This is a genomic window from Azospirillum sp. INR13 (genome assembly GCF_015390205.1).
Classification (GTDB): Bacteria; Pseudomonadota; Alphaproteobacteria; order Azospirillales; family Azospirillaceae; genus Azospirillum.
This window is the reverse complement of the sequence record NZ_VUOI01000007.1, coordinates 16,186-34,274: the sequence shown is the minus strand read 5'-3', so window position 1 is coordinate 34,274 and position 18,089 is coordinate 16,186. Positions and strand designations below refer to the sequence as shown.

Annotated in this window: 11 protein-coding genes and 1 pseudogene; 10 read left to right on the top strand and 2 right to left on the bottom strand. The window is 69.5% G+C overall.

The genetic code is table 11. The annotated features are described in order from the left end of the window. Positions 1-163: 163 nt before the first annotated feature. The 6 genes from F1643_RS22590 to F1643_RS07840 all read left to right on the top strand — a co-directional run bounded on the left by F1643_RS22590 (position 164) and on the right by F1643_RS07840 (position 13,587). Positions 164-6,325, top strand: coding sequence for a filamentous hemagglutinin N-terminal domain-containing protein (locus tag F1643_RS22590; RefSeq protein WP_370540519.1), 6,162 nt, complete (start codon positions 164-166; stop codon positions 6,323-6,325). Between the two features lie 144 nt (positions 6,326-6,469). Then, positions 6,470-7,774, top strand: a complete 1,305-nt coding sequence (gene hmgA, locus F1643_RS07855; RefSeq protein ID WP_194912419.1) for a homogentisate 1,2-dioxygenase — start codon at positions 6,470-6,472, stop codon at positions 7,772-7,774. A 116-nt stretch (positions 7,775-7,890) separates the two neighbouring features. Continuing rightward, positions 7,891-8,412 carry a class I SAM-dependent methyltransferase gene (locus tag F1643_RS07850; protein ID WP_194912416.1) on the top strand — a complete coding sequence of 174 codons (522 nt, stop codon included), beginning with the start codon at positions 7,891-7,893 and terminating at the stop codon, positions 8,410-8,412. 169 nt (positions 8,413-8,581) lie between these two features. Beyond that, positions 8,582-11,416 carry an ABC transporter transmembrane domain-containing protein gene (locus F1643_RS24580; protein WP_370540518.1) on the top strand — a complete coding sequence of 945 codons (2,835 nt, stop codon included), beginning with the start codon at positions 8,582-8,584 and terminating at the stop codon, positions 11,414-11,416. Further along, positions 11,337-11,711 (top strand): cyclic nucleotide-binding domain-containing protein, encoded by a 375-nt coding sequence (locus F1643_RS22580; protein ID WP_370540532.1) that lies wholly within the window; start codon positions 11,337-11,339, stop codon positions 11,709-11,711. The genes F1643_RS24580 and F1643_RS22580 overlap by 80 nt, the downstream gene beginning before the upstream one ends. A 106-nt stretch (positions 11,712-11,817) precedes the next feature. Beyond that, entirely contained in the window at positions 11,818-13,587 is a 1,770-nt protein-coding gene (locus F1643_RS07840) for an ABC transporter ATP-binding protein (RefSeq protein ID WP_194912414.1), read from the top strand. A 28-nt stretch (positions 13,588-13,615) separates the two neighbouring features. Here the strand turns inward: F1643_RS07840 and F1643_RS24575 are convergent, their stop codons facing one another. Further along, positions 13,616-14,083, bottom strand: a complete 468-nt coding sequence (locus F1643_RS24575; RefSeq protein ID WP_370540535.1) for a hypothetical protein — start codon at positions 14,081-14,083, stop codon at positions 13,616-13,618. Between F1643_RS24575 and F1643_RS22575 the strand changes: the two are divergent. After that, positions 13,982-14,536, top strand: a pseudogene (locus tag F1643_RS22575) (ABC transporter substrate-binding protein); the annotation flags it as partial. The gene F1643_RS24575 and the pseudogene F1643_RS22575 sit on opposite strands and share 102 nt — an antisense overlap. Before the next feature lie 29 nt (positions 14,537-14,565). Here the strand turns inward: F1643_RS22575 and F1643_RS22570 are convergent. Next, positions 14,566-14,706 (bottom strand): hypothetical protein, encoded by a 141-nt coding sequence (locus F1643_RS22570; RefSeq protein WP_255542564.1) that lies wholly within the window; start codon positions 14,704-14,706, stop codon positions 14,566-14,568. An 11-nt stretch (positions 14,707-14,717) separates the two neighbouring features. Here F1643_RS22570 and F1643_RS24570 point away from each other — a divergent pair, with 11 nt between their 5' ends. Genes F1643_RS24570 through F1643_RS07825 form a run of 3 tightly spaced genes read left to right on the top strand, consistent with a single transcriptional unit; the run spans position 14,718 to position 17,867 of the window. Beyond that, the gene (locus F1643_RS24570; protein WP_370540531.1) at positions 14,718-15,845 is read left to right on the top strand and encodes an ABC transporter substrate-binding protein; all 1,128 of its coding nucleotides are present in this window, start codon (positions 14,718-14,720) and stop codon (positions 15,843-15,845) included. After that, the gene (locus F1643_RS07830; protein ID WP_370540530.1) at positions 15,727-16,698 is read left to right on the top strand and encodes an ABC transporter permease; all 972 of its coding nucleotides are present in this window, start codon (positions 15,727-15,729) and stop codon (positions 16,696-16,698) included. Before F1643_RS24570 ends, F1643_RS07830 begins: the two co-directional genes overlap by 119 nt. Next, positions 16,695-17,867, top strand: a complete 1,173-nt coding sequence (locus tag F1643_RS07825) for an ABC transporter permease (protein WP_194912411.1) — start codon at positions 16,695-16,697, stop codon at positions 17,865-17,867. Before F1643_RS07830 ends, F1643_RS07825 begins: the two co-directional genes overlap by 4 nt. The last annotated feature ends 222 nt before the right edge of the window (positions 17,868-18,089 follow it).

Here is an 18,089-nt window from a genome sequence, read left to right as displayed (position 1 = left end):
GAAACACTCCGTCACCACTTTCGGCATTTCCGCCCCGGACCTGCGTCGCTAAAATGTTTCGCATTCCAAGAAGCCGGACAGGATATCGCCTTCCCGCGAGCATCGGGGGCTTGGGCTGGGGAGTGGATCGGTGATGCGGGGATCGGGTGTGAAGGACGGATCGGTGGGACAGGCTGTGGACGCCCGAGAGGGACGCATCGGAACCCGGCTGAGGCACGCCCTGTGCCGCACCACCGCATTGGCGGGAGCGGCGCGTCTGGCGGTCATCACCGCCGTGGCCGCCCTCGGCCTGCCGGCCCTGCCCGCCTTCGCCAACCCCGAAGGCGGCGTGGTCACCGAAGGCAGCGCCACCATCCAGTCCACAGGACCCGGCCGGCTCGACATCATCCAATCCACCTCGAAGGCGGTGATCGACTGGCAACGCTTCGGCATCAGGGAGGGCGAGCACACCAACTTCCGGCAGCCCGACGCCGGTTCCATCACGCTCAACCGCGTCACCGGCCCAGATCCCTCCGCCATCATGGGGCGGCTGACCGCCAACGGGCAGGTCTGGCTCGTCAACCCGAACGGCATCCTGTTCGGCCCGAACGCCAGCGTCGATGTCGGCGGGCTGGTCGCCACCACCCACGACATCCGCAACGAAGACTTCATGGCCGGCCGCTACAAGTTCGAAGGCCGGGCCGGCTCCACCGCGACGGTGGAGAATGAGGGCACCATCACAGTGGCTGAGGCCGGGCTGGCGGCGCTGGTCGCGCCCGGCGTCGCCAACCGCGGCACCATCAACGCCCGCATGGGCGAGGTGACCCTGGCCTCCGGCCGGCGCTTCGTCGTCGACCTGTTCGGCGACCAGAAGATCAACATCGCGGTGGACGCCCAATCCGATACGAAGACCGATGCGCGGCCCGTCGGTGCCGACGGCAAGCCGGTGGACGCCCTGGTCAGCAACAGCGGCAAGATCTTCGCGGACGGCGGCCGGGTTCAGATGACGGCGTCGGCCGCCAAGGGGCTGGTCGACCGCGTCGTCAACATGTCCGGCACCGTCCAGGCCCGCCGGGTGGAACAGCAGGGCGGCGACATCGTCCTGCTCGGCGACGGCGGCGCGGTGGAAGTGTCAGGCACGCTGGATGCCGGCGGCAGCGGCGCCGGCCAGAGTGGTGGCTCCGTCATCGTGTCGGGCAACCGCACGGCGCTGACGGCATCGGCGCGCGTCACCGCGTCGGGCGCCGCCGGGGGAGGGGAGGTGCTGATCGGCGGCGACGTGCAGGGCGGCAAGGCGTCCGCCGCCACGCTGGCCGGCTACGACATCCGCCCGGCGCGCAAGCCGGTGCCGCCGTCGACCGAGACGGTTGTGGCTCAGGGCGCGGCCATCGCTGCCGACGCCACCGGGAACGGCAAGGGTGGCAAGGTCGTGGTGTGGGCCGACGGCAGCACCCGTTTCGACGGCGCCGTCTCCGCCCGCGGCGGTGCGGCAGGCGGCAACGGCGGCTTCGTGGAGACGTCCGGCAAGCTGTCGCTGCAGGTGCGCGGCCGGGTCGATGCCGGGGCGTCGGCAGGGAAGGGCGGGTCCTGGCTGCTCGATCCGACCGACATCATAGTGTCGTCGTCCGGCGGGACCATCAGCGCCGGTACGATCGAAGCGTCGCTGAATACCGGCACCGCCGTCACGCTGCAGACCGACGCGGGAGTGGGCGATGACGGCGACATCACGGTCAACGAGGCCATCCAGAAATCGGCCGGGGGAGATGCGTCGCTGACGCTGAAGGCCCACCGCCACGTCATCGTCAACGAGAGCATCATATCCGGCGCAGGCGCGCTGTCCGTGACTTTGAACGCTGGCGCGGCGGGCGACGAGGGGCGGGTCCGGGTGTCGGGAAAATCCGGCAACGAGCCCGTCGTCATCTCCACCAACGGCGGCAGTTTCATCGTCGGTGGCGGCGCGAACCCGGCGACCGATCCCGCCACCGGCCTGTCCGGCCAATATTCGCCGAAGACCGACCGGATCGGCGTGGAGTTCAACCATGCGACCATTTCGACCGGCGCCGGTTCGATCCTGCTCAACGGCCAGGGCGGCGAGAACGACATCGAGGGCAACCACGGCATCGCGCTGTACGACAGCGATCTGATCACGACGACCGGCGCCATCACGCTGAATGGAACCGGCGGTAACGGCATGATGCATGGCGGGAATGTCGGCGTTCTGCTGTACGACACCATGCTGAGCACGTCCGGCGGCGCGGTCACCGTCACCGGCAAGGAGGGCGGCGGCGAGAGCCCCATGGGCAGCGATGCCGTCCGCATCAGCGGCGCGTCCAGCGTCATCGTGCGGGGCGATGGCGCCATTGCCGTCAAAGCCGGCCCGAATTCCAGGCGCGACATCATCCTGAGCGGCGCGACCCTCCGCAACGAAGCGGGTCCCATCACCCTGGAGTCCGCCGCCAACCTCTTGCTCGACTACGGAAACAACGTCATTTCCAACGGCGCCGTGACGCTGAACGCCGGCTATGGGGTGTATCTGACGGAAAGCCAGATCTCGACCGGCGGCTCCCCCGTGACGCTGAACAGCGCGAGAAGCCTCGACAAAGGGGCCATCCGCCTGACCGCCAGCGGCATCACGACCCAGGGCGGCGCCATCACCATGGGTGGCGGCATCGACCCCACGTTGTACGCCGCCAAGGGCGATTGGGACGATGCGGCCGGTGTGGCCATCGCCGCCAGCCTGTTGGACTCCGGCGGCGGCGCCATATCCATCCGCGGGGAGGGCAGCGATTCCGGAGACCAGGGCCACGGCGTCTCCATCACTGGCGTGTCGAGGCTCGAGTCCGGCACCGGCAGGATCGCGATCCACGGCAAGGCGGTTTCCTATTCCGGCTGGAATGCCGGCTTGCTGATCGCCTCCGACCCCGAGGGGGGGCCGGTCATCAACTCCAGCTCGACCGCTGCGGACGCGATCGTCCTGACCGGGGATGCAACCGAAGTCGATGCCGACGAGGCCTGGGGCGTCAAGATCCAGGGTACGGCGACACTCACCTCGTCCGGCGGCGTCTCCATCACCGGCAAGGGCGGTGCATCGGCCGTTACGTATGATGTCGCCGGGATCGGCCTGGATGCCGAAACGGACGGCGAGATCCGGATCGTGGCCGCGGCCGGGGAGGTGTCCCTGCAGGGCATCGCCGGAACCGGCGGGATGGCGCTGGACCTGTACCGCAACGGCAACGTGGTGATCAGCAGCACGCCTGCACCGCCGCCACCTCCGCCGCCGCCGCCTCCCCCACCACCGCCCCCTCCGGTAATTCCGCCGGTGACGCCGACGGTGCCGCAGGTCCCCACTGCGCCGACCACCCCCCCGACTCCGACAACGCCGACTGAGCGGCGCGACCCTCCGCAACGAAGCGGGTCCCATCACCCTGGAGTCCGCCGCCAACCTCTTGCTCGACTACGGAAACAACGTCATTTCCAACGGCGCCGTGACGCTGAACGCCGGCTATGGGGTGTATCTGACGGAAAGCCAGATCTCGACCGGCGGCTCCCCCGTGACGCTGAACAGCGCGAGAAGCCTCGACAAAGGGGCCATCCGCCTGACCGCCAGCGGCATCACGACCCAGGGCGGCGCCATCACCATGGGTGGCGGCATCGACCCCACGTTGTACGCCGCCAAGGGCGATTGGGACGATGCGGCCGGTGTGGCCATCGCCGCCAGCCTGTTGGACTCCGGCGGCGGCGCCATATCCATCCGCGGGGAGGGCAGCGATTCCGGAGACCAGGGCCACGGCGTCTCCATCACTGGCGTGTCGAGGCTCGAGTCCGGCACCGGCAGGATCGCGATCCACGGCAAGGCGGTTTCCTATTCCGGCTGGAATGCCGGCTTGCTGATCGCCTCCGACCCCGAGGGGGGCCGGTCATCAACTCCAGCTCGACCGCTGCGGACGCGATCGTCCTGACCGGGGATGCAACCGAAGTCGATGCCGACGAGGCCTGGGGCGTCAAGATCCAGGGTACGGCGACACTCACCTCGTCCGGCGGCGTCTCCATCACCGGCAAGGGCGGTGCATCGGCCGTTACGTATGATGTCGCCGGGATCGGCCTGGATGCCGAAACGGACGGCGAGATCCGGATCGTGGCCGCGGCCGGGGAGGTGTCCCTGCAGGGCATCGCCGGAACCGGCGGGATGGCGCTGGACCTGTACCGCAACGGCAACGTGGTGATCAGCAGCACGCCTGCACCGCCGCCACCTCCGCCGCCGCCGCCTCCCCCACCACCGCCCCCTCCGGTAATTCCGCCGGTGACGCCGACGGTGCCGCAGGTCCCCACTGCGCCGACCACCCCCCCGACTCCGACAACGCCGACCGATCCCACCACGCCCGGAAGCGGCGATGGAAGCGGCGGCGGGACCGGCACGCCGTCCACCGGCACCGATACCTCCGGAACGGGCACGGGCAGCACCGGGACCGGATCGACGGGCGGCACCACGGACACCGGCTCTTCGAACACGCCGTCGACCACCACATCCTCGTCGGCCGGCCAGTCCGCCGCGGCCGGCAACAGTTCGGTGCAGACGGTGCTGCAGACGGTGGCGCAGATCGCCGCGAACCCGGCCACGACTGCCGGCAACTCGGCGACCGGATCGACGGCCGGCGCCTCAGCCGGCGCGGCCGCCCCGCAGACCTTCCTGTCGGCGCTGGAACAGGGCACGGCCAATCAGGGCACGGACACCCAGGGCGCGGCAGGGCAGGGCACCCAATCCTCCGGCACCACCCAGACGGGCGGAAGCGGCCCGGCCTCTCCGCCGCCCCCGCCGCCCGCTCCGGCGACGGTGGTCCTGGCGTCCGGGCGGTCCGTGACCTTCACGGCGGAGGCGACGCAGGCCTACGCGTCCGGCGCCACCCTGTCGCAGCCGGGGCCCCAGCTGCTCGCCTCGCCCCAGGTCCAGGCGGCGGCCGGCTCCATCATCCAGGCGGCCGGCGGCGGCGGCATGGCCCAGGCGGTGACGACGCTGGCGACCGGCACGCTGTCGCTGCCGGAACAGCGCGCCGTGCTGGCCAGCGTTCCCGTCCCCACCCTGATCGGCGGCCTGACCGCCAGCAGCGATCCGGTGGCGGTGCGCGTCGGCGGCATCCTGCAGAACAGCGCGGCCGGCCAGCCCGGCGGCTATGCCCAGGTGCGCGTCACGGTGACCCAGGCCAACCTGCCGCCCCAGGTCGCCCGCACCTACCTCGCCATGGTGCAGCGGGTGGAGCGCGAGCAGCGCACCCAGGCTTTCTCCGGCGCGCTCCGCCAACTGGTGGCCAACCCGGCGGCGGCGGACATGTTCGGCCGGCCGAATGCCTCCTCGGCGCCGCCCAGCCTGCAGCAGGCACGCGGCGGCCGCACCCGCGGTGGCACCATGACGCTGCGCGGCATCGTCGCCGACAGCGCCAATCTGGCCGAAGCGCGGGTGAACGGCCGCTGGGTCTTCATCGACGAGCAGGGGCAGTTCCGCACCAGCATCCCGGTGGAGCCGGGGGCGACCGAAGCCACGCTGACCATGACCGACGAGGCGGGCAAGACGACCGAGCAGCGCATCGCCATCGACGCTGCCGCCGCCACACCCGACCCGGCCGCTCCGCCCAAGCCGCGCAAGATCGCCCTGATGATCGCGGTCGACAGCTACCGCGATACCGCATTCCCCGCCCTGGCCACGCCGGACGCCGACATCAAGGCGGTGGGCAAGGCGCTGAACGACCATCTCGGATTCGAGACGCGGGTGCTGCGCAACCCGACCAAGGCACAGATCGGCGAGGCGCTGCGCAAGCTCGGCCGCGAGGTGGGCGAGCAGGACCAGGTGATGGTCTATTACGCCGGCCACGGCTATGAGCTGGCGGAGACCGGTGCCGGCTATTGGCTGCCGGCCGATGCGGAGACGACCAGCGCCCGCAACTGGGTGTCGAACAACGACATCGGCCGCTTCCTCAGCCGCATGCCGGCCAAGCATGTGATGCTGGTGTCGGACAGCTGCTATTCCGGCGCCTTCACCAAGGAACAGAAGGTCGACGCCGCCCGCATCGCCGGCGAGCAGGAGATCCGTCAGCGCCGGTCGGTCATGGCGCTGTCGTCGGGCGGCGACGAACCGGTGGCCGATGGCGAGGTGAACTCCCCCTTCGCCACCGCGCTGAAAAAGCGGGTGCTGGCGCTGCCGAAGGACAGCAACGGCTTCGCGCTCTACCAGGAGGTCCGCGAGGACGTGACCCGCGAGGCGCCGCAGACCCCGCAATACGGCGTGATCCGCACCGCCGGCTATGACGAAGGCGGCGACTTCCTGCTGGACCTCCCCGACCGCGCAATGAACTGAGGGGGGAATTCCTCTCCCCCCCCGGGGAGAGGGAATTCCCCCCAATTTCCACTGGCGCATAGTTTCAAAAGAAACTATATGAGCGACAAATGGTCGCGCCCGGCTCCACGCCGGCCGCATCCCCCGGATAAGGGAGCAGCCCGCATGACGCCCTCCGCCTTCACCTACCGATCCGGCTTCGGCAACGAGTTCGCGACGGAGGCGCTGCCCGGCGCGCTGCCCGTCGGCCGCAACTCGCCGCAGCGCCCGCCCTACGGCCTCTATGCCGAACAGATCAGCGGCACAGCCTTCACCACGCCCCGCGCGCACAACCGCCGCTCCTGGCTTTACCGCATCCGTCCGGCGGTGGTGCACGAGCCGTTCCGGCCACTTGAGTCCGGCCGGCTGACCAGCCGCTTCGACGAGGTGCCGGCCCCGCCGACCCAGCTGCGCTGGAACCCGCCGCCGATGCCGGACGCCCCGACCGACTTCGTCGCCGGGCTCGTCACCATGGGCGGCAACGGCGGACCGCAGGCGCAGGCCGGCTGCGGCATCCATCTCTACGCCGCCAACCGGTCGATGGAAGGGCGCTTCTTCTACGATGCCGACGGCGAGCTGCTGATCGTGCCGCAGCAGGGCCGCCTGCGCCTGTTCACCGAACTGGGCGTGCTGGAGGTCGAACCGCAGGAGATCGCGCTGATCCCCCGCGGCCTGCGCTTCCGCGTCGAACTGCCGGACGGCACGGCGCGCGGCTATGTCTGCGAGAATTACGGCGCGCCCTTCCGCCTGCCGGACCTTGGCCCCATCGGCTCCAACGGGCTGGCCAACCCGCGCGACTTCCTGACGCCCGACGCCTGGTACGAGGATGTCGAAGGCGCCTTCGAACTGGTGGCGAAGTTCGACGGCCATCTGTGGAGCGCGCCCATCGGCCACTCGCCGCTGGACGTCGTCGCCTGGCACGGCAACCACGCGCCCTGCAAATACGACCTGCGCCGCTTCAACACCATCGGCTCGATCAGCTTCGACCACCCGGATCCGTCGATCTTCCTGGTGCTGCAATCGCCCAGCGACACGCCCGGCGTCGACAGCATCGACTTCGTCATCTTCCCGCCGCGCTGGCTGGTGCAGGAGGACACCTTCCGCCCGCCCTGGTTCCACCGCAACATCGCCAGCGAGTTCATGGGCCTGATCCACGGCGTCTACGACGCCAAGGAGGAAGGGTTCCTGCCCGGCGGTGCCAGCTTGCACAACTGCATGAGCGGCCACGGGCCGGATGCGGAGACCTTCGCCAAGGCCACCGCCGCCGACACGACCCGGCCGCAGCGGGTCGGCGACACCATGGCCTTCATGTTCGAAACGCGCGCCGTCATCCGTCCGACGCGGTACGCACTGGAAACTGCCGAGCTTCAGCACGATTATTACCGCTGCTGGCAGGGGCTGGCGAAGCGCTTCGACCCGAGCCGCCCGTAAGCGGGCAGGGCGGGGGCACCCGCCGGCCCCGACCATGCGACATTTTGTCTCGACGGCACGCGCGCGGCCTTTCACACTACGCCCGTGCCGATCCGCGAAGCGCAGGGGAGGGGCCGATGGGGGCCGGTATGGGCAAAGAGATGGAATCCCGGTCGCTGCTCGACCGCATGATCGATCGGCTGACCGTGCAGCGCGACGCGCTGGCCTGGGCCGAGCGTGCCGTCGCCGGCCGCGACGGCATGGTGCTGGAGGTGGGGCTGGGCAAGGGCCGCACCTTCGACCATCTGCGCCACCTGTTCCCGCCGCGCGACATCCTGGTCTTCGACATGTGGGTCCGCGTACCGCCGGAACTGACGCCCGACGAGGACCGCCTGTTCGTCGGCGATTTCCAGGAAACCATGCCGGCGGCGGCGGAGCGGTTCGGCCGCTGCGCCCGGCTGGCCCACGCCGATTTCGGCAGCACCGACCGCAGCCACGACGCCCGCCAAGCGGCTTGGCTGGCGCCGCTGATCGACGCGCTGATGCTGCCGGGCGGCGTCGTGCTGTCCGACCGGCCGCTGGAGCGTCCCAACTGGACGCCGCTCGACCTGCCGGCGGACGAACGCTGGCCCTACCATGCATGGCGGGTGGAGGGCTGAGCGGCGCGGCGCCCATGCCGGGGGCAGGCATGCCGGGCGAAGGCGTAAGGCCGGCAGTGGAAAACGGCCCGGCTGACGCCAATCTTCAGTCCCTTCCGCCCGCAAGGCTCCCGGCACCCATGCCGGGCTCCGCGGGGGCGGACGACGGTCGCGATGCTGAAGGCCTTTGATGGACCGCAATATTTTTCAGTTCATTTGGAAGCACAGCGGCCGACAGCAGATCCTGCTCGCCCTGTTGACCATCGCGTCCTTCCCGGTGCTCTACGCATCGCTGGAACTGCCCAAGATCATCATCAACCGGGCCTTGTCCGATCCCCAGCCGGTGCGCGAGATCCTGGGCGTCACCATGGGTCCGGTGACCTACCTGCTGGTGCTGTGCTTCACCTTCCTGGCGCTGGTGCTGGCCAACGGCGCCTTCAAGATGCGCATCAACACCTTCAAGGGGGTGGTCGGCGAACGGCAGGTGCGGCGGCTGCGCTTCATGCTGCTGGACCGCATGCTGCGCTTCCCGCTGCCGCATTTCTCCAAGGTCAGCCAGGGAGAGCTGATCTCCACCGTCGCGTCGGAAACCGAACCGCTGGCCGGCTTCATCGGCGATTCCTTCGCCCAGCCGCTCTACCAGGGCGGCACGATGCTGACGATCCTGCTGTTCCTGTTCATCCAGCAGCCGACCATCGGGCTGGTGTCGATCGCGCTGATCCCGGTGCAGGCCTATATCATCCCCAAATTGCAGATCAAGGTGAAACTGCTGGGGAAGGAGCGGGTTCGCAAGGTCCGGCAGCTGTCCGAACGCATCGGCGAAAGCGTGGAGAATGTCCGCGAGGTCCGCGTCAACGGCACCATCCGCTACGTGCTGGCGGAATTCTCGCAGTATCTCGGCAGCATCTACTGGATCAGGCTGGAGATCTACAAGCGCAAGTATTTCGTCAAGTTCCTGAACAACTTCATCAACCAGATCACCCCCTTCTTCCTGTTCTCCATCGGCGGGTATCTGGTCCTGCACGGCGACCTGACCATCGGCGCGCTGGTGGCGGCGCTGTCGGCCTTCAAGGACCTGACCGCTCCCTGGAAGGAGCTGCTCGACTATTACCAGAACATGATCGACGCCCAGATCAAGTACGAGCAGATCGCCGACCAGTTCTCTCCGCCCTTCCTGTTCGAGTGGAGCCCGTCGACGCCCGCCACGCCCGCCGACCTGAAGGCCCCGCTGCGGCTGGAGGCGGTGACCTGGGCCAACGAATACGGCGACCGCATGCTGCAGCGGCTGTCGCTGGACGTGCCGCCGGGCGCGCTGGTCGGCATCGCCGGCACCAACGCGCTGGCGCTGCGCCGGCTGGCCGAGGTGCTGGTGCGCCTGTCGCCGCCGACCTCCGGCCGCATCACCATCGGCGACCAGACGCTGGACCAGCTGCCGCTCGACCTGCTGGGGCGCCGCATGGCCTATGCCAGTCCGGAACCGCGCATGTTCACCGGCAGCATGATGCAGAACATCACCTATGGGCTGCGCCATCGCCCGCCGCCCGACGATCCGGAAACCATGAGCCCCGCCCGTCGCCGCGAGATCGTGGAGGCCCAGGCGTCCGGCAACTCCGCCGACAGCATGGAAGGCATCTGGACCGATTTCGCCATGATCGGCGCGACCGACTGGGCCAGCCTGCGGCCCTGGTTCATGCAGTGCCTGGCGGCGACCGGCGGCGAGAGCGCCGTCTACCAGCGCGGCCTGCGCGAGGTGTTCGACCCCGACGACTATCCCTTCGTCGCCCAGCCGCTTCTGCGCGCCCGCCACTGGCTGCGCGACGCCATCGGCGAACGCGGGATGGACAAGCTGCTGGCCCGCTTCGACCGCGACCGCTTCAACCCCTATGCCAGCCTGGCGGAGAACCTGCTGTTCGGCCTGCCGGACGGCAAGCGGCTGACCGTCGCCCGCATGGTCGGCGACCCCACCATCCGCGCCCTGATGGAGGCGCACGGGCTGTGGGAGTCCGCCGTGCGTCTCGGCCGGCGTTTCGCCATGCGGGTGGTGAGCGTCTACCGCGACAGCGCCGACGGCGACGTCATGATCATGCGCTACCCGCACATCGACGACTCCCTGTTCGAGGAGCTGGTGGAGGCGGTCACCCGCCTGAAGCGCCGGTCCGAGCGGCCCCAGCGCCGCCACCAGGAGGCGGACACGCTGCTGTTCGCCACCATGTTCCTGATGATCGTGCCCAAGCGCGACGGCATGGATTTCGCCCCGCAGCCGGAGCGCGAGGCGATCATGGCGATCCGCCGCCGCCTGCTGGACGACATGCCGCAAGAGCTGCGCGACAAGGTCGCCGTCTTCGATCCGGATCTCTACCACCCGCGCCTGAACGTGATCGACAATCTGCTGTTCGGCCGCATCACAACGGAGGATCCCCGCGCGATCACCCAGCTGCGGGCATTGGTGGACGAGGCGCTGGAGCGGACCGACGCGCGCGCCTTCGTGCTGATCCTGGTGGCGCTGGGAGAGGTCGGCATCGGCGGCTCGCTGCTGCCGATCAGCGTGCGGCAGAGGGTGCAGCTGATCCGCGGCCTGATGAAGAAGCCCGACATCTTCGTGATCTATCAGGCGCTCAACAGCTACGACCCCGAAGAGCGGCTGCGCATCTTCCTGCGCATGAAGGAACTCCTGCCGACCATGACGATGATCGTGCTGGAGGAACGGATCACCGACAACCCGGCCTTCGACGCGAATCTACGACCTGGAGGACGGCCGGCTGGTCCGGCGCGGCCAGAACGGCGCCGACCAGCAGGAGGACGCGATGCCCGGGGAAGGGGAGGGTACCGACGAGCCGGCCCTGCGGCTGCTGTCGCGCTCTCCCGTCTTCTCCGACCTGCCGGAAACGGTGCTGCGCCGCATGCTGGCGGCGTCGGAATGGCGGGCGGTATCGGCCGGCGACTTCATCTACCGCAGCGGCGAGCAGTCGGAATTCGTCTTCGTCCTGGCGGAGGGGGAGGCGGAGCTGGTGCGGTTGATGCCTGACAACCAGCCGCCGCTGCACATCGCCTACATCAAGCCGCCGGAGGTGATCGGCGAGGTGGAGTTGCTGGCCGGCGTCCGCCGCTTCTCCACCATCCGGGCGCGCACCGACCTGCGGCTGCTGCGGCTCGACGGCGCGGCGATGCTGCGGCTTCTGCCCTCGGTGCCGGACCTGCCGATGCGGGTGATCCAGCAGATCGGCAAGCGCCTGACCAGCGAGGGACCGGCCGGCGAAGTCCCTCTCCCGCCCCAGGAGAGGGAAGGGACCCATGCGGAGCATGGGAAGGGTGAGGGGTGAGGCAAGGGGCGATGATCCATGTCCACATTGCCCCTCACCCTCCCCACTTCGTGGGTCCCCTCCCTCTCCCAGGGCGGGAGAGGGCATTCCTCCTGGAGACGCAACGATGCTGAAGGTCGAGGACCTGACGATCCGTTTCCGCAATGCGCCGGTCGACCGTCCGGTCGTCGACGGCGTCGGCTTCTCGGTCGGGGCGGGGCAGAGCGTGGCGCTGGTCGGCGAATCCGGGTCCGGCAAGACGCTGACCTGTCGCAGCATCCTGGACATCCTGCCGCGCGGGGCGGAGGTGAGCGGCGGCTCCATCCTGTTCGGCCGGGGTCCGGAGGCGGTCGACCTGCTGCGCCTGCCGCGGTCGGGCCTGCGCGACATCCGCGGCAGCCGCATCTCGATGATCTTCCAGGAACCGATGAGCGCGCTGTCGCCGCTCCACAGCATCGGCGACCAGACCATGGAGGTGCTGCGGCTGCACGGCCACTGCAACCGCCGGAGCGCCCGCGACCAGTGCCTCGCCATGTTCGAGCGGGTGGGCTTCCCCGACCCGCTGCGCGCCTTCCGCTCCTACCCGTTCCAGCTGTCGGGCGGCCTGCGCCAGCGGGCGATGATCGCCATGGCGATGGTGGCGCGTCCGCAGCTGCTGATCGCCGACGAGCCCACCACGGCGCTGGACGTCACCCTGCAGGCCCAGGTGCTGGCGCTGATCAAGGAACTGCAGGCCGAGACCGGCATGGCCGTGCTGCTGGTCACCCACGACCTGGGCGTGGTCGCCAACATGGCAGACGCCGTGGTGGTGATGCGCGCCGGCCGGGTGATGGAATCCGGCTGCTGCGCCGACGTGCTGGGCCGGCCGCTGCACGGCTACACCCGCAAGCTGATGGCCGCCGCCCCCTCCATCCCCGAGATGACCTGCGCGCTTCCAGACACCGGTGCCGAGGACGCCATCCTGGAGTTCCACCGCGTCGCCAAGACCTATGAACGCGGGTCCACACGGGTGCGGGCGCTGGACGGCATCGACCTGTCGGTCCGCCGCGGGGAAACGCTGGCCATCGTCGGCGAGTCGGGATCAGGCAAGACGACGATGGCGCGGCTTGCGATGCTGGCGGAGCGGCCGGACCCCGGCGGCCGCCTGCTGTTCCGGCCGTCCGCCGGGGAGCCGCCGCTCGACCTCCTTTCCGCCGCGGGGCCGGAGCTGACCGCCTACCGCCGCCGTGCCCAAATGGTGTTCCAGGACCCCTATGCCTCCCTCAGTCCCCGCATGAGCGTCGGCGAGATCATCGCGGAGCCGCTGGCGATCCACGGCGTCTGCGGCCGCGGCGAGGGGCGCGAGCGCGTCCGGGCGCTGATGGCGCAGGTCGGGCTCGACCCCGCCTGGGCCTGCCGCTATCCCCACGCCTTCTCCGGCGGCCAGCGCCAGCGCATCGGCATCGCCCGCGCGCTCGCCCTCGACCCGCAGCTGCTGATCTGCGACGAACCGACCTCGGCGCTCGACGTGTCGGTGCAGGCGCAGGTGCTCGACCTGCTGGAATCGATCAAGCGGCGGCTCGGCCTCAGCCTGATGTTCATCTCGCACGATCTGGCGGTGGTGGCGCGGCTGGCCGACCGGGTGGCGGTGATGCGCGCCGGCCGGGTGATGGAGCAGGCGCCGCCCGCCGTGCTGTTCTCCGCCCCGCTGCACCCCTACACCCGCGCGCTGATCGCCGCCTCGCCGGAACCGGACGTCGGCCGCCCGATCGACGTCGCCACCGTGGCGCTAGGCGCCGGCGCCCCCGACCTGTGGCCCGAACCCTTCCGCCCCACCCCCGACGGCGCCCCGCCCCCGCTGGTGGAGGCCGCGCCCGGCCATTTCGTGAGGGGCCATTTCGCGAGGCAGGCGGCATGAGGGTCATCACCGACCATCTTTTCGGCCGTCATCCCGCGAATGCGGGGATCCAGGTGCTCCCGCTGCGACGATGCCGGAAAAGCTGGATTCCCGCCTTCGCGGGAATGACGGCCGATTGAGATCCGGCTCTCTCGGCCAAGCAACATTCAGCCTGACGATCGCCCTCCTCCTCGCCACCCCCGCCGCCGCCTTCACCCCGCAGGAACCGGCGCTCCTGCGCGACGAGGTCACCTACGGCCTGCTGCCGCCCGTCCGCCAGCGCATGCCGGAGGAACCGCTGATCGTCGATCCGACGGCGAAGGGCCGCGACCTCGGCCGGTCCGGCGGCTGGATCCGCAGCTTCATCACCCAGCGGCGCAACAGCCGCATCGCCGTGCTCTACGGCTATGCCCGGCTGGTCGGCTACAACGAGAAGCGGGAGCTGGTCCCCGACATCCTGAAGGACGTCACCGTTGTCGACGGCCGCGACTTCACCCTGACCCTGCGGGCCGGCCACCGCTGGTCCGATGGCGCCCCCTTCACCAGCGACGACATCCGCTACTGGTGGGAGGACATCGCCAACGATCCGATGCTGTCGCCGTCCGGCCCGCCGCGCTTCATGCTGGTGGACGGCAAGCCGCCGCAGGTCAGCTTCCCCGACGCGGTCACCGCCCGCTTCCGCTGGGAGGAGCCGAACCCCTATTTCCTCCCCGCGCTCGCCGCCGCCCGGCCGCCCTTCATCTACCGGCCGGCCCATTACCTGAAGCGCTTCCACGCCCGCTACACCGGCGAGGCGGAGCTGGCGCCGCTGATCGCCAAGCACAAGGTCCGCAACTGGGCGGCCCTGCACAACGCCCGTGACGACATGTTCCGCATGGAGAACCCGGACGAACCGACGCTGCAGCCCTGGATGGCGCTGTCGAAGGGCACCGGCAGCCACCTGCTGTTCCAGCGCAACCCCTATTACCACCGCTTCGACACGCAGGGCATGCAGCTGCCCTACGCCGACGGGCTGGACGTGACCGTGATGGCCGGCGGGCTGATCCCGGCGCAGGTCGCCACCGGCAAGGCCGACCTCCAGGCCGAAGGGCTGACCTTCTCCCAGGTGCCGGTGCTGGTGGCGGGGGAGGGGGGCGGCAAACTACCGCACCCTGCTGTGGCCGGAGGGCAAGGCGGCGGAGATCGCGCTCTATCCCAACCTGAACTACAACGACCCGGTCTGGCGCACGCTGCTGCGCGATCCCCGCTTCCGCCGCGCCCTGTCGATGGGCATCGACCGGCGCATCATCAACCGCTCGCTCTTCTTCGGGCTGGCGCGGGAAAGCGGCGTGGACGTGCTGCCGGGAAGCCCGCTGTTCAAGCCGGAACGCACCGGCGTCTGGACCGGGTACGACCCTCGCCAAGCCGCGGCGCTGCTGGACGAGATCGGTCTGAAGCGCCGGCGCGGCGAGCTGTACCGCGACCTGCCCGACGGCCGCCCGCTGGAGGTGATCGTGGAATCGGCCGGCGAGAAGCCGGAGGTGGCCGACGCGCTGCAGATCATCGCGGAGACCTGGCGCGACATCGGCGTCCGGCTGCTGGTGCGCACGGTGGACCGCGACGTGCTGCGCAACCGCGTCTATGCCGGCCAGACGATGATGGCGGTGTGGGGCGGCTGGGACAACGGCGTCCCCGATCCCGACAGCAGTCCGGAGGAGCTGGCGCCGATGACGCAGGAGAATTTCAGCTGGCCGAAATGGGGGCAGCATTACCAGACCTCCGGCAGCGCCGGCGAGCCCATCGACATGCCGGTCGCGCAGGAGCTGATGGACTTCGCCCGCCGCTGGCGCCACACCACCGACGAGACCGAACGGCGCGCCCTGTGGTCGGCGATGCTCGACATCCATGCCGACCAGATCTTCGCCATCGGCGTGGTGTCGAAGACGCCGCAGCCGATCGCCGTCGCCAACCGCCTGCGCAACGTCCCGGACAAGGGGCTGTGGCTGTGGGATCCCGGCGCCTATCTCGGCATCTACCGCCCCGACGAGTTCTATTTCGCCGACGGCCCGCCCGGCCGATCCGGAGCCGGCCGGCATCCACCGCAGGGGGGAATGACCGCCCATGCTGCGTTTCATCCTGCACCGGCTGCTGGTGATGATCCCGACGCTGATCGTGGTGTCGATCGTGATCTTCATCGTCATCAACCTGCCGCCCGGCGACTATCTGTCCAACCAGATCGCGGAGCTGCGCGCCACCGGCCAGGAAGCCGGCCTTGCCAAGGCCGAATTCCTGCGGCGTGAATATGCGCTGGACCGGCCGCTGCCCGAGCAATATCTGGTCTGGATCGGCCTGTGGCCGGGACCGAACGGCTTCAACGGCCTGCTGCAGGGCGACCTCGGCTGGTCGTTCGAGTTCAACAAGCCGGTGGCGGAGGTGGTGGGCGAAACCCTGTGGTTCACCGTCGTCCTCAACGTCGCCGCCGTGCTGTTCGTCTATCTGGTCTCCTTCCCGCTGGGGGCATTGGCGGCGATCCGCGCCAACAGCTGGGTTGATTACCTCGCCGCCACCATCGGCTATATCGGGCTGGCGACGCCGAACTTCCTGCTGGCGCTGATCCTGCTCTATTACGGGCAGAAATGGCTGGGCCTGCCGATCGGCGGGCTGGTCGACGCCCAGTACGAGAACCAGCCGATGAGCTGGGCCAAGCTCGGCTCGATCCTGCAGCACCTGATCGTTCCCACCATCGTCATCGGCCTGTCGGGCACCGCCGCCATGGTCCGCCGCCTGCGCGCCAACCTGCTGGACGAACTGGGCAAGCCCTATGTCGTCACCGCCAAGGCCAAGGGCGTGCCGCCGCTGCGCCGGCTGACCCGCTACCCGCTGCGCATGGCACTGAACCCCTTCGTCTCCGACATCGGCTCGCTTCTGCCGTCGCTGGTGTCGGGATCGGTGCTGATCTCGGTGGTGCTCAGCCTGCCCACCATCGGCCCGGCGCTGCTGGAGGCGCTGCGGGCGCAGGACATCTTCCTGTCGGGCTTCATCCTGATGTTCATCTCGCTGCTGGTGCTGGTCGGCATGCTGATCTCCGACATCGCACTGGCCCTGCTCGATCCCCGCATCCGGCTGGGCAAGGCAAGGAAGGCGCAATCATGAGGGGTGAGGGCAAGAACGGCGGCTGGGACCACTACGTCGACAGCCGGCCCTATCCCGATCCGGAGTCGCCGGACGCCCCGGCCACCCGCTTCGATCCGGGCGCCTCGACCGGGCGGCTGATGCTGCGGCGGTTCCTGCGCCACCGGCTGGCGGTGCTGGGCGCGCTGTTCCTGGGGCTGTCCTATCTCAGCCTGCCCTTCGTCGATTTCCTGGTTCCCTACGGCGCCAACGAACGCGACGTGGAGCATCTCTACGCCCCGCCGCAAGGCATCCACCTGTTCCACGAGGGCCGCTTCATCGGCCCCTTCGTCTACCCGACCACCGGGCAGCCCGACCTGAAGGACTATCGCTGGCGCTACGAGGCGGACGAAAGCCGGCCGATGCCGCTGGAATTCTTCTGCCCCGGCAAGCCCTACCGTTTCCTGGGGCTGGTGGAGGCGCAAATGCGGCTGGTCTGCCCGCCGCCGGGGGCGACGCTGCATCTGCTCGGCACCGACCGGCTGGGCCGGGACATGCTGTCGCGGCTGGCCATCGGGGCGCAGCTGTCGCTGACCGTCGGCCTGCTGGGCATCGCCGTGTCCTTCGCCATCGGCGTCACGCTGGGCGGCATGGCCGGCTATTTCGGCGGCTGGATCGATGCCGGGGTGCAGCGCCTGTCGGAGATCCTGAAATCCCTGCCGGAGCTGCCGCTGTGGCTGGCGCTCTCCGCCGCGGTGCCGGCGCAATGGAGCCCGGTGACGGTGTTCCTCTGCATCTCCGTCATCCTCGGCCTGCTCGACTGGCCGTCGCTGGCCCGCGCCGTTCGCTCGCGCTTCCTGGCGCTGCGCGAGGAGGATTTCGTCATGGCGGCGGAGCTGATGGGGGCAAGTCCGGCGCGGATCATCCGCCGCCACCTGCTGCCCAACTTCGCCAGCCACCTGCTGGCCAGCGCCACCCTGTCGATCCCGGCGATGATCCTGGGCGAGACGGCGCTGTCCTTCCTGGGGCTGGGCCTGCGCCCGCCGGCGACCAGCTGGGGGGTGATGCTGAACGACGCCCAGAACTTGATGGCCGTGGAAACCTATCCATGGGTGTCATTACCGATGCTGCCGGTGATCCTGGTAGTCTTGTCCTTCAACTTCTTCGGCGACGGACTGCGTGACGCCCTGGATCCCTATCATGGCGATTGAGCCCTTTCCCCGGCGGGCACCAAGCCCTGCAAGCATGACCGTCACTCATATATCACAGGACATAGGTGGGTTGTCGCCGCTCGGCCGGAAGTCGGCTTGATGCGCGGCGAAATCCATGTGAGGGGTTCTATCCAGGCTGGAGCGCTGCCGCCGGCACCTGGACCAGACGCGCAACCACCGGGGCCAAGCCGGTCCTCAGACGAGCATAGTGATTTGATCTGC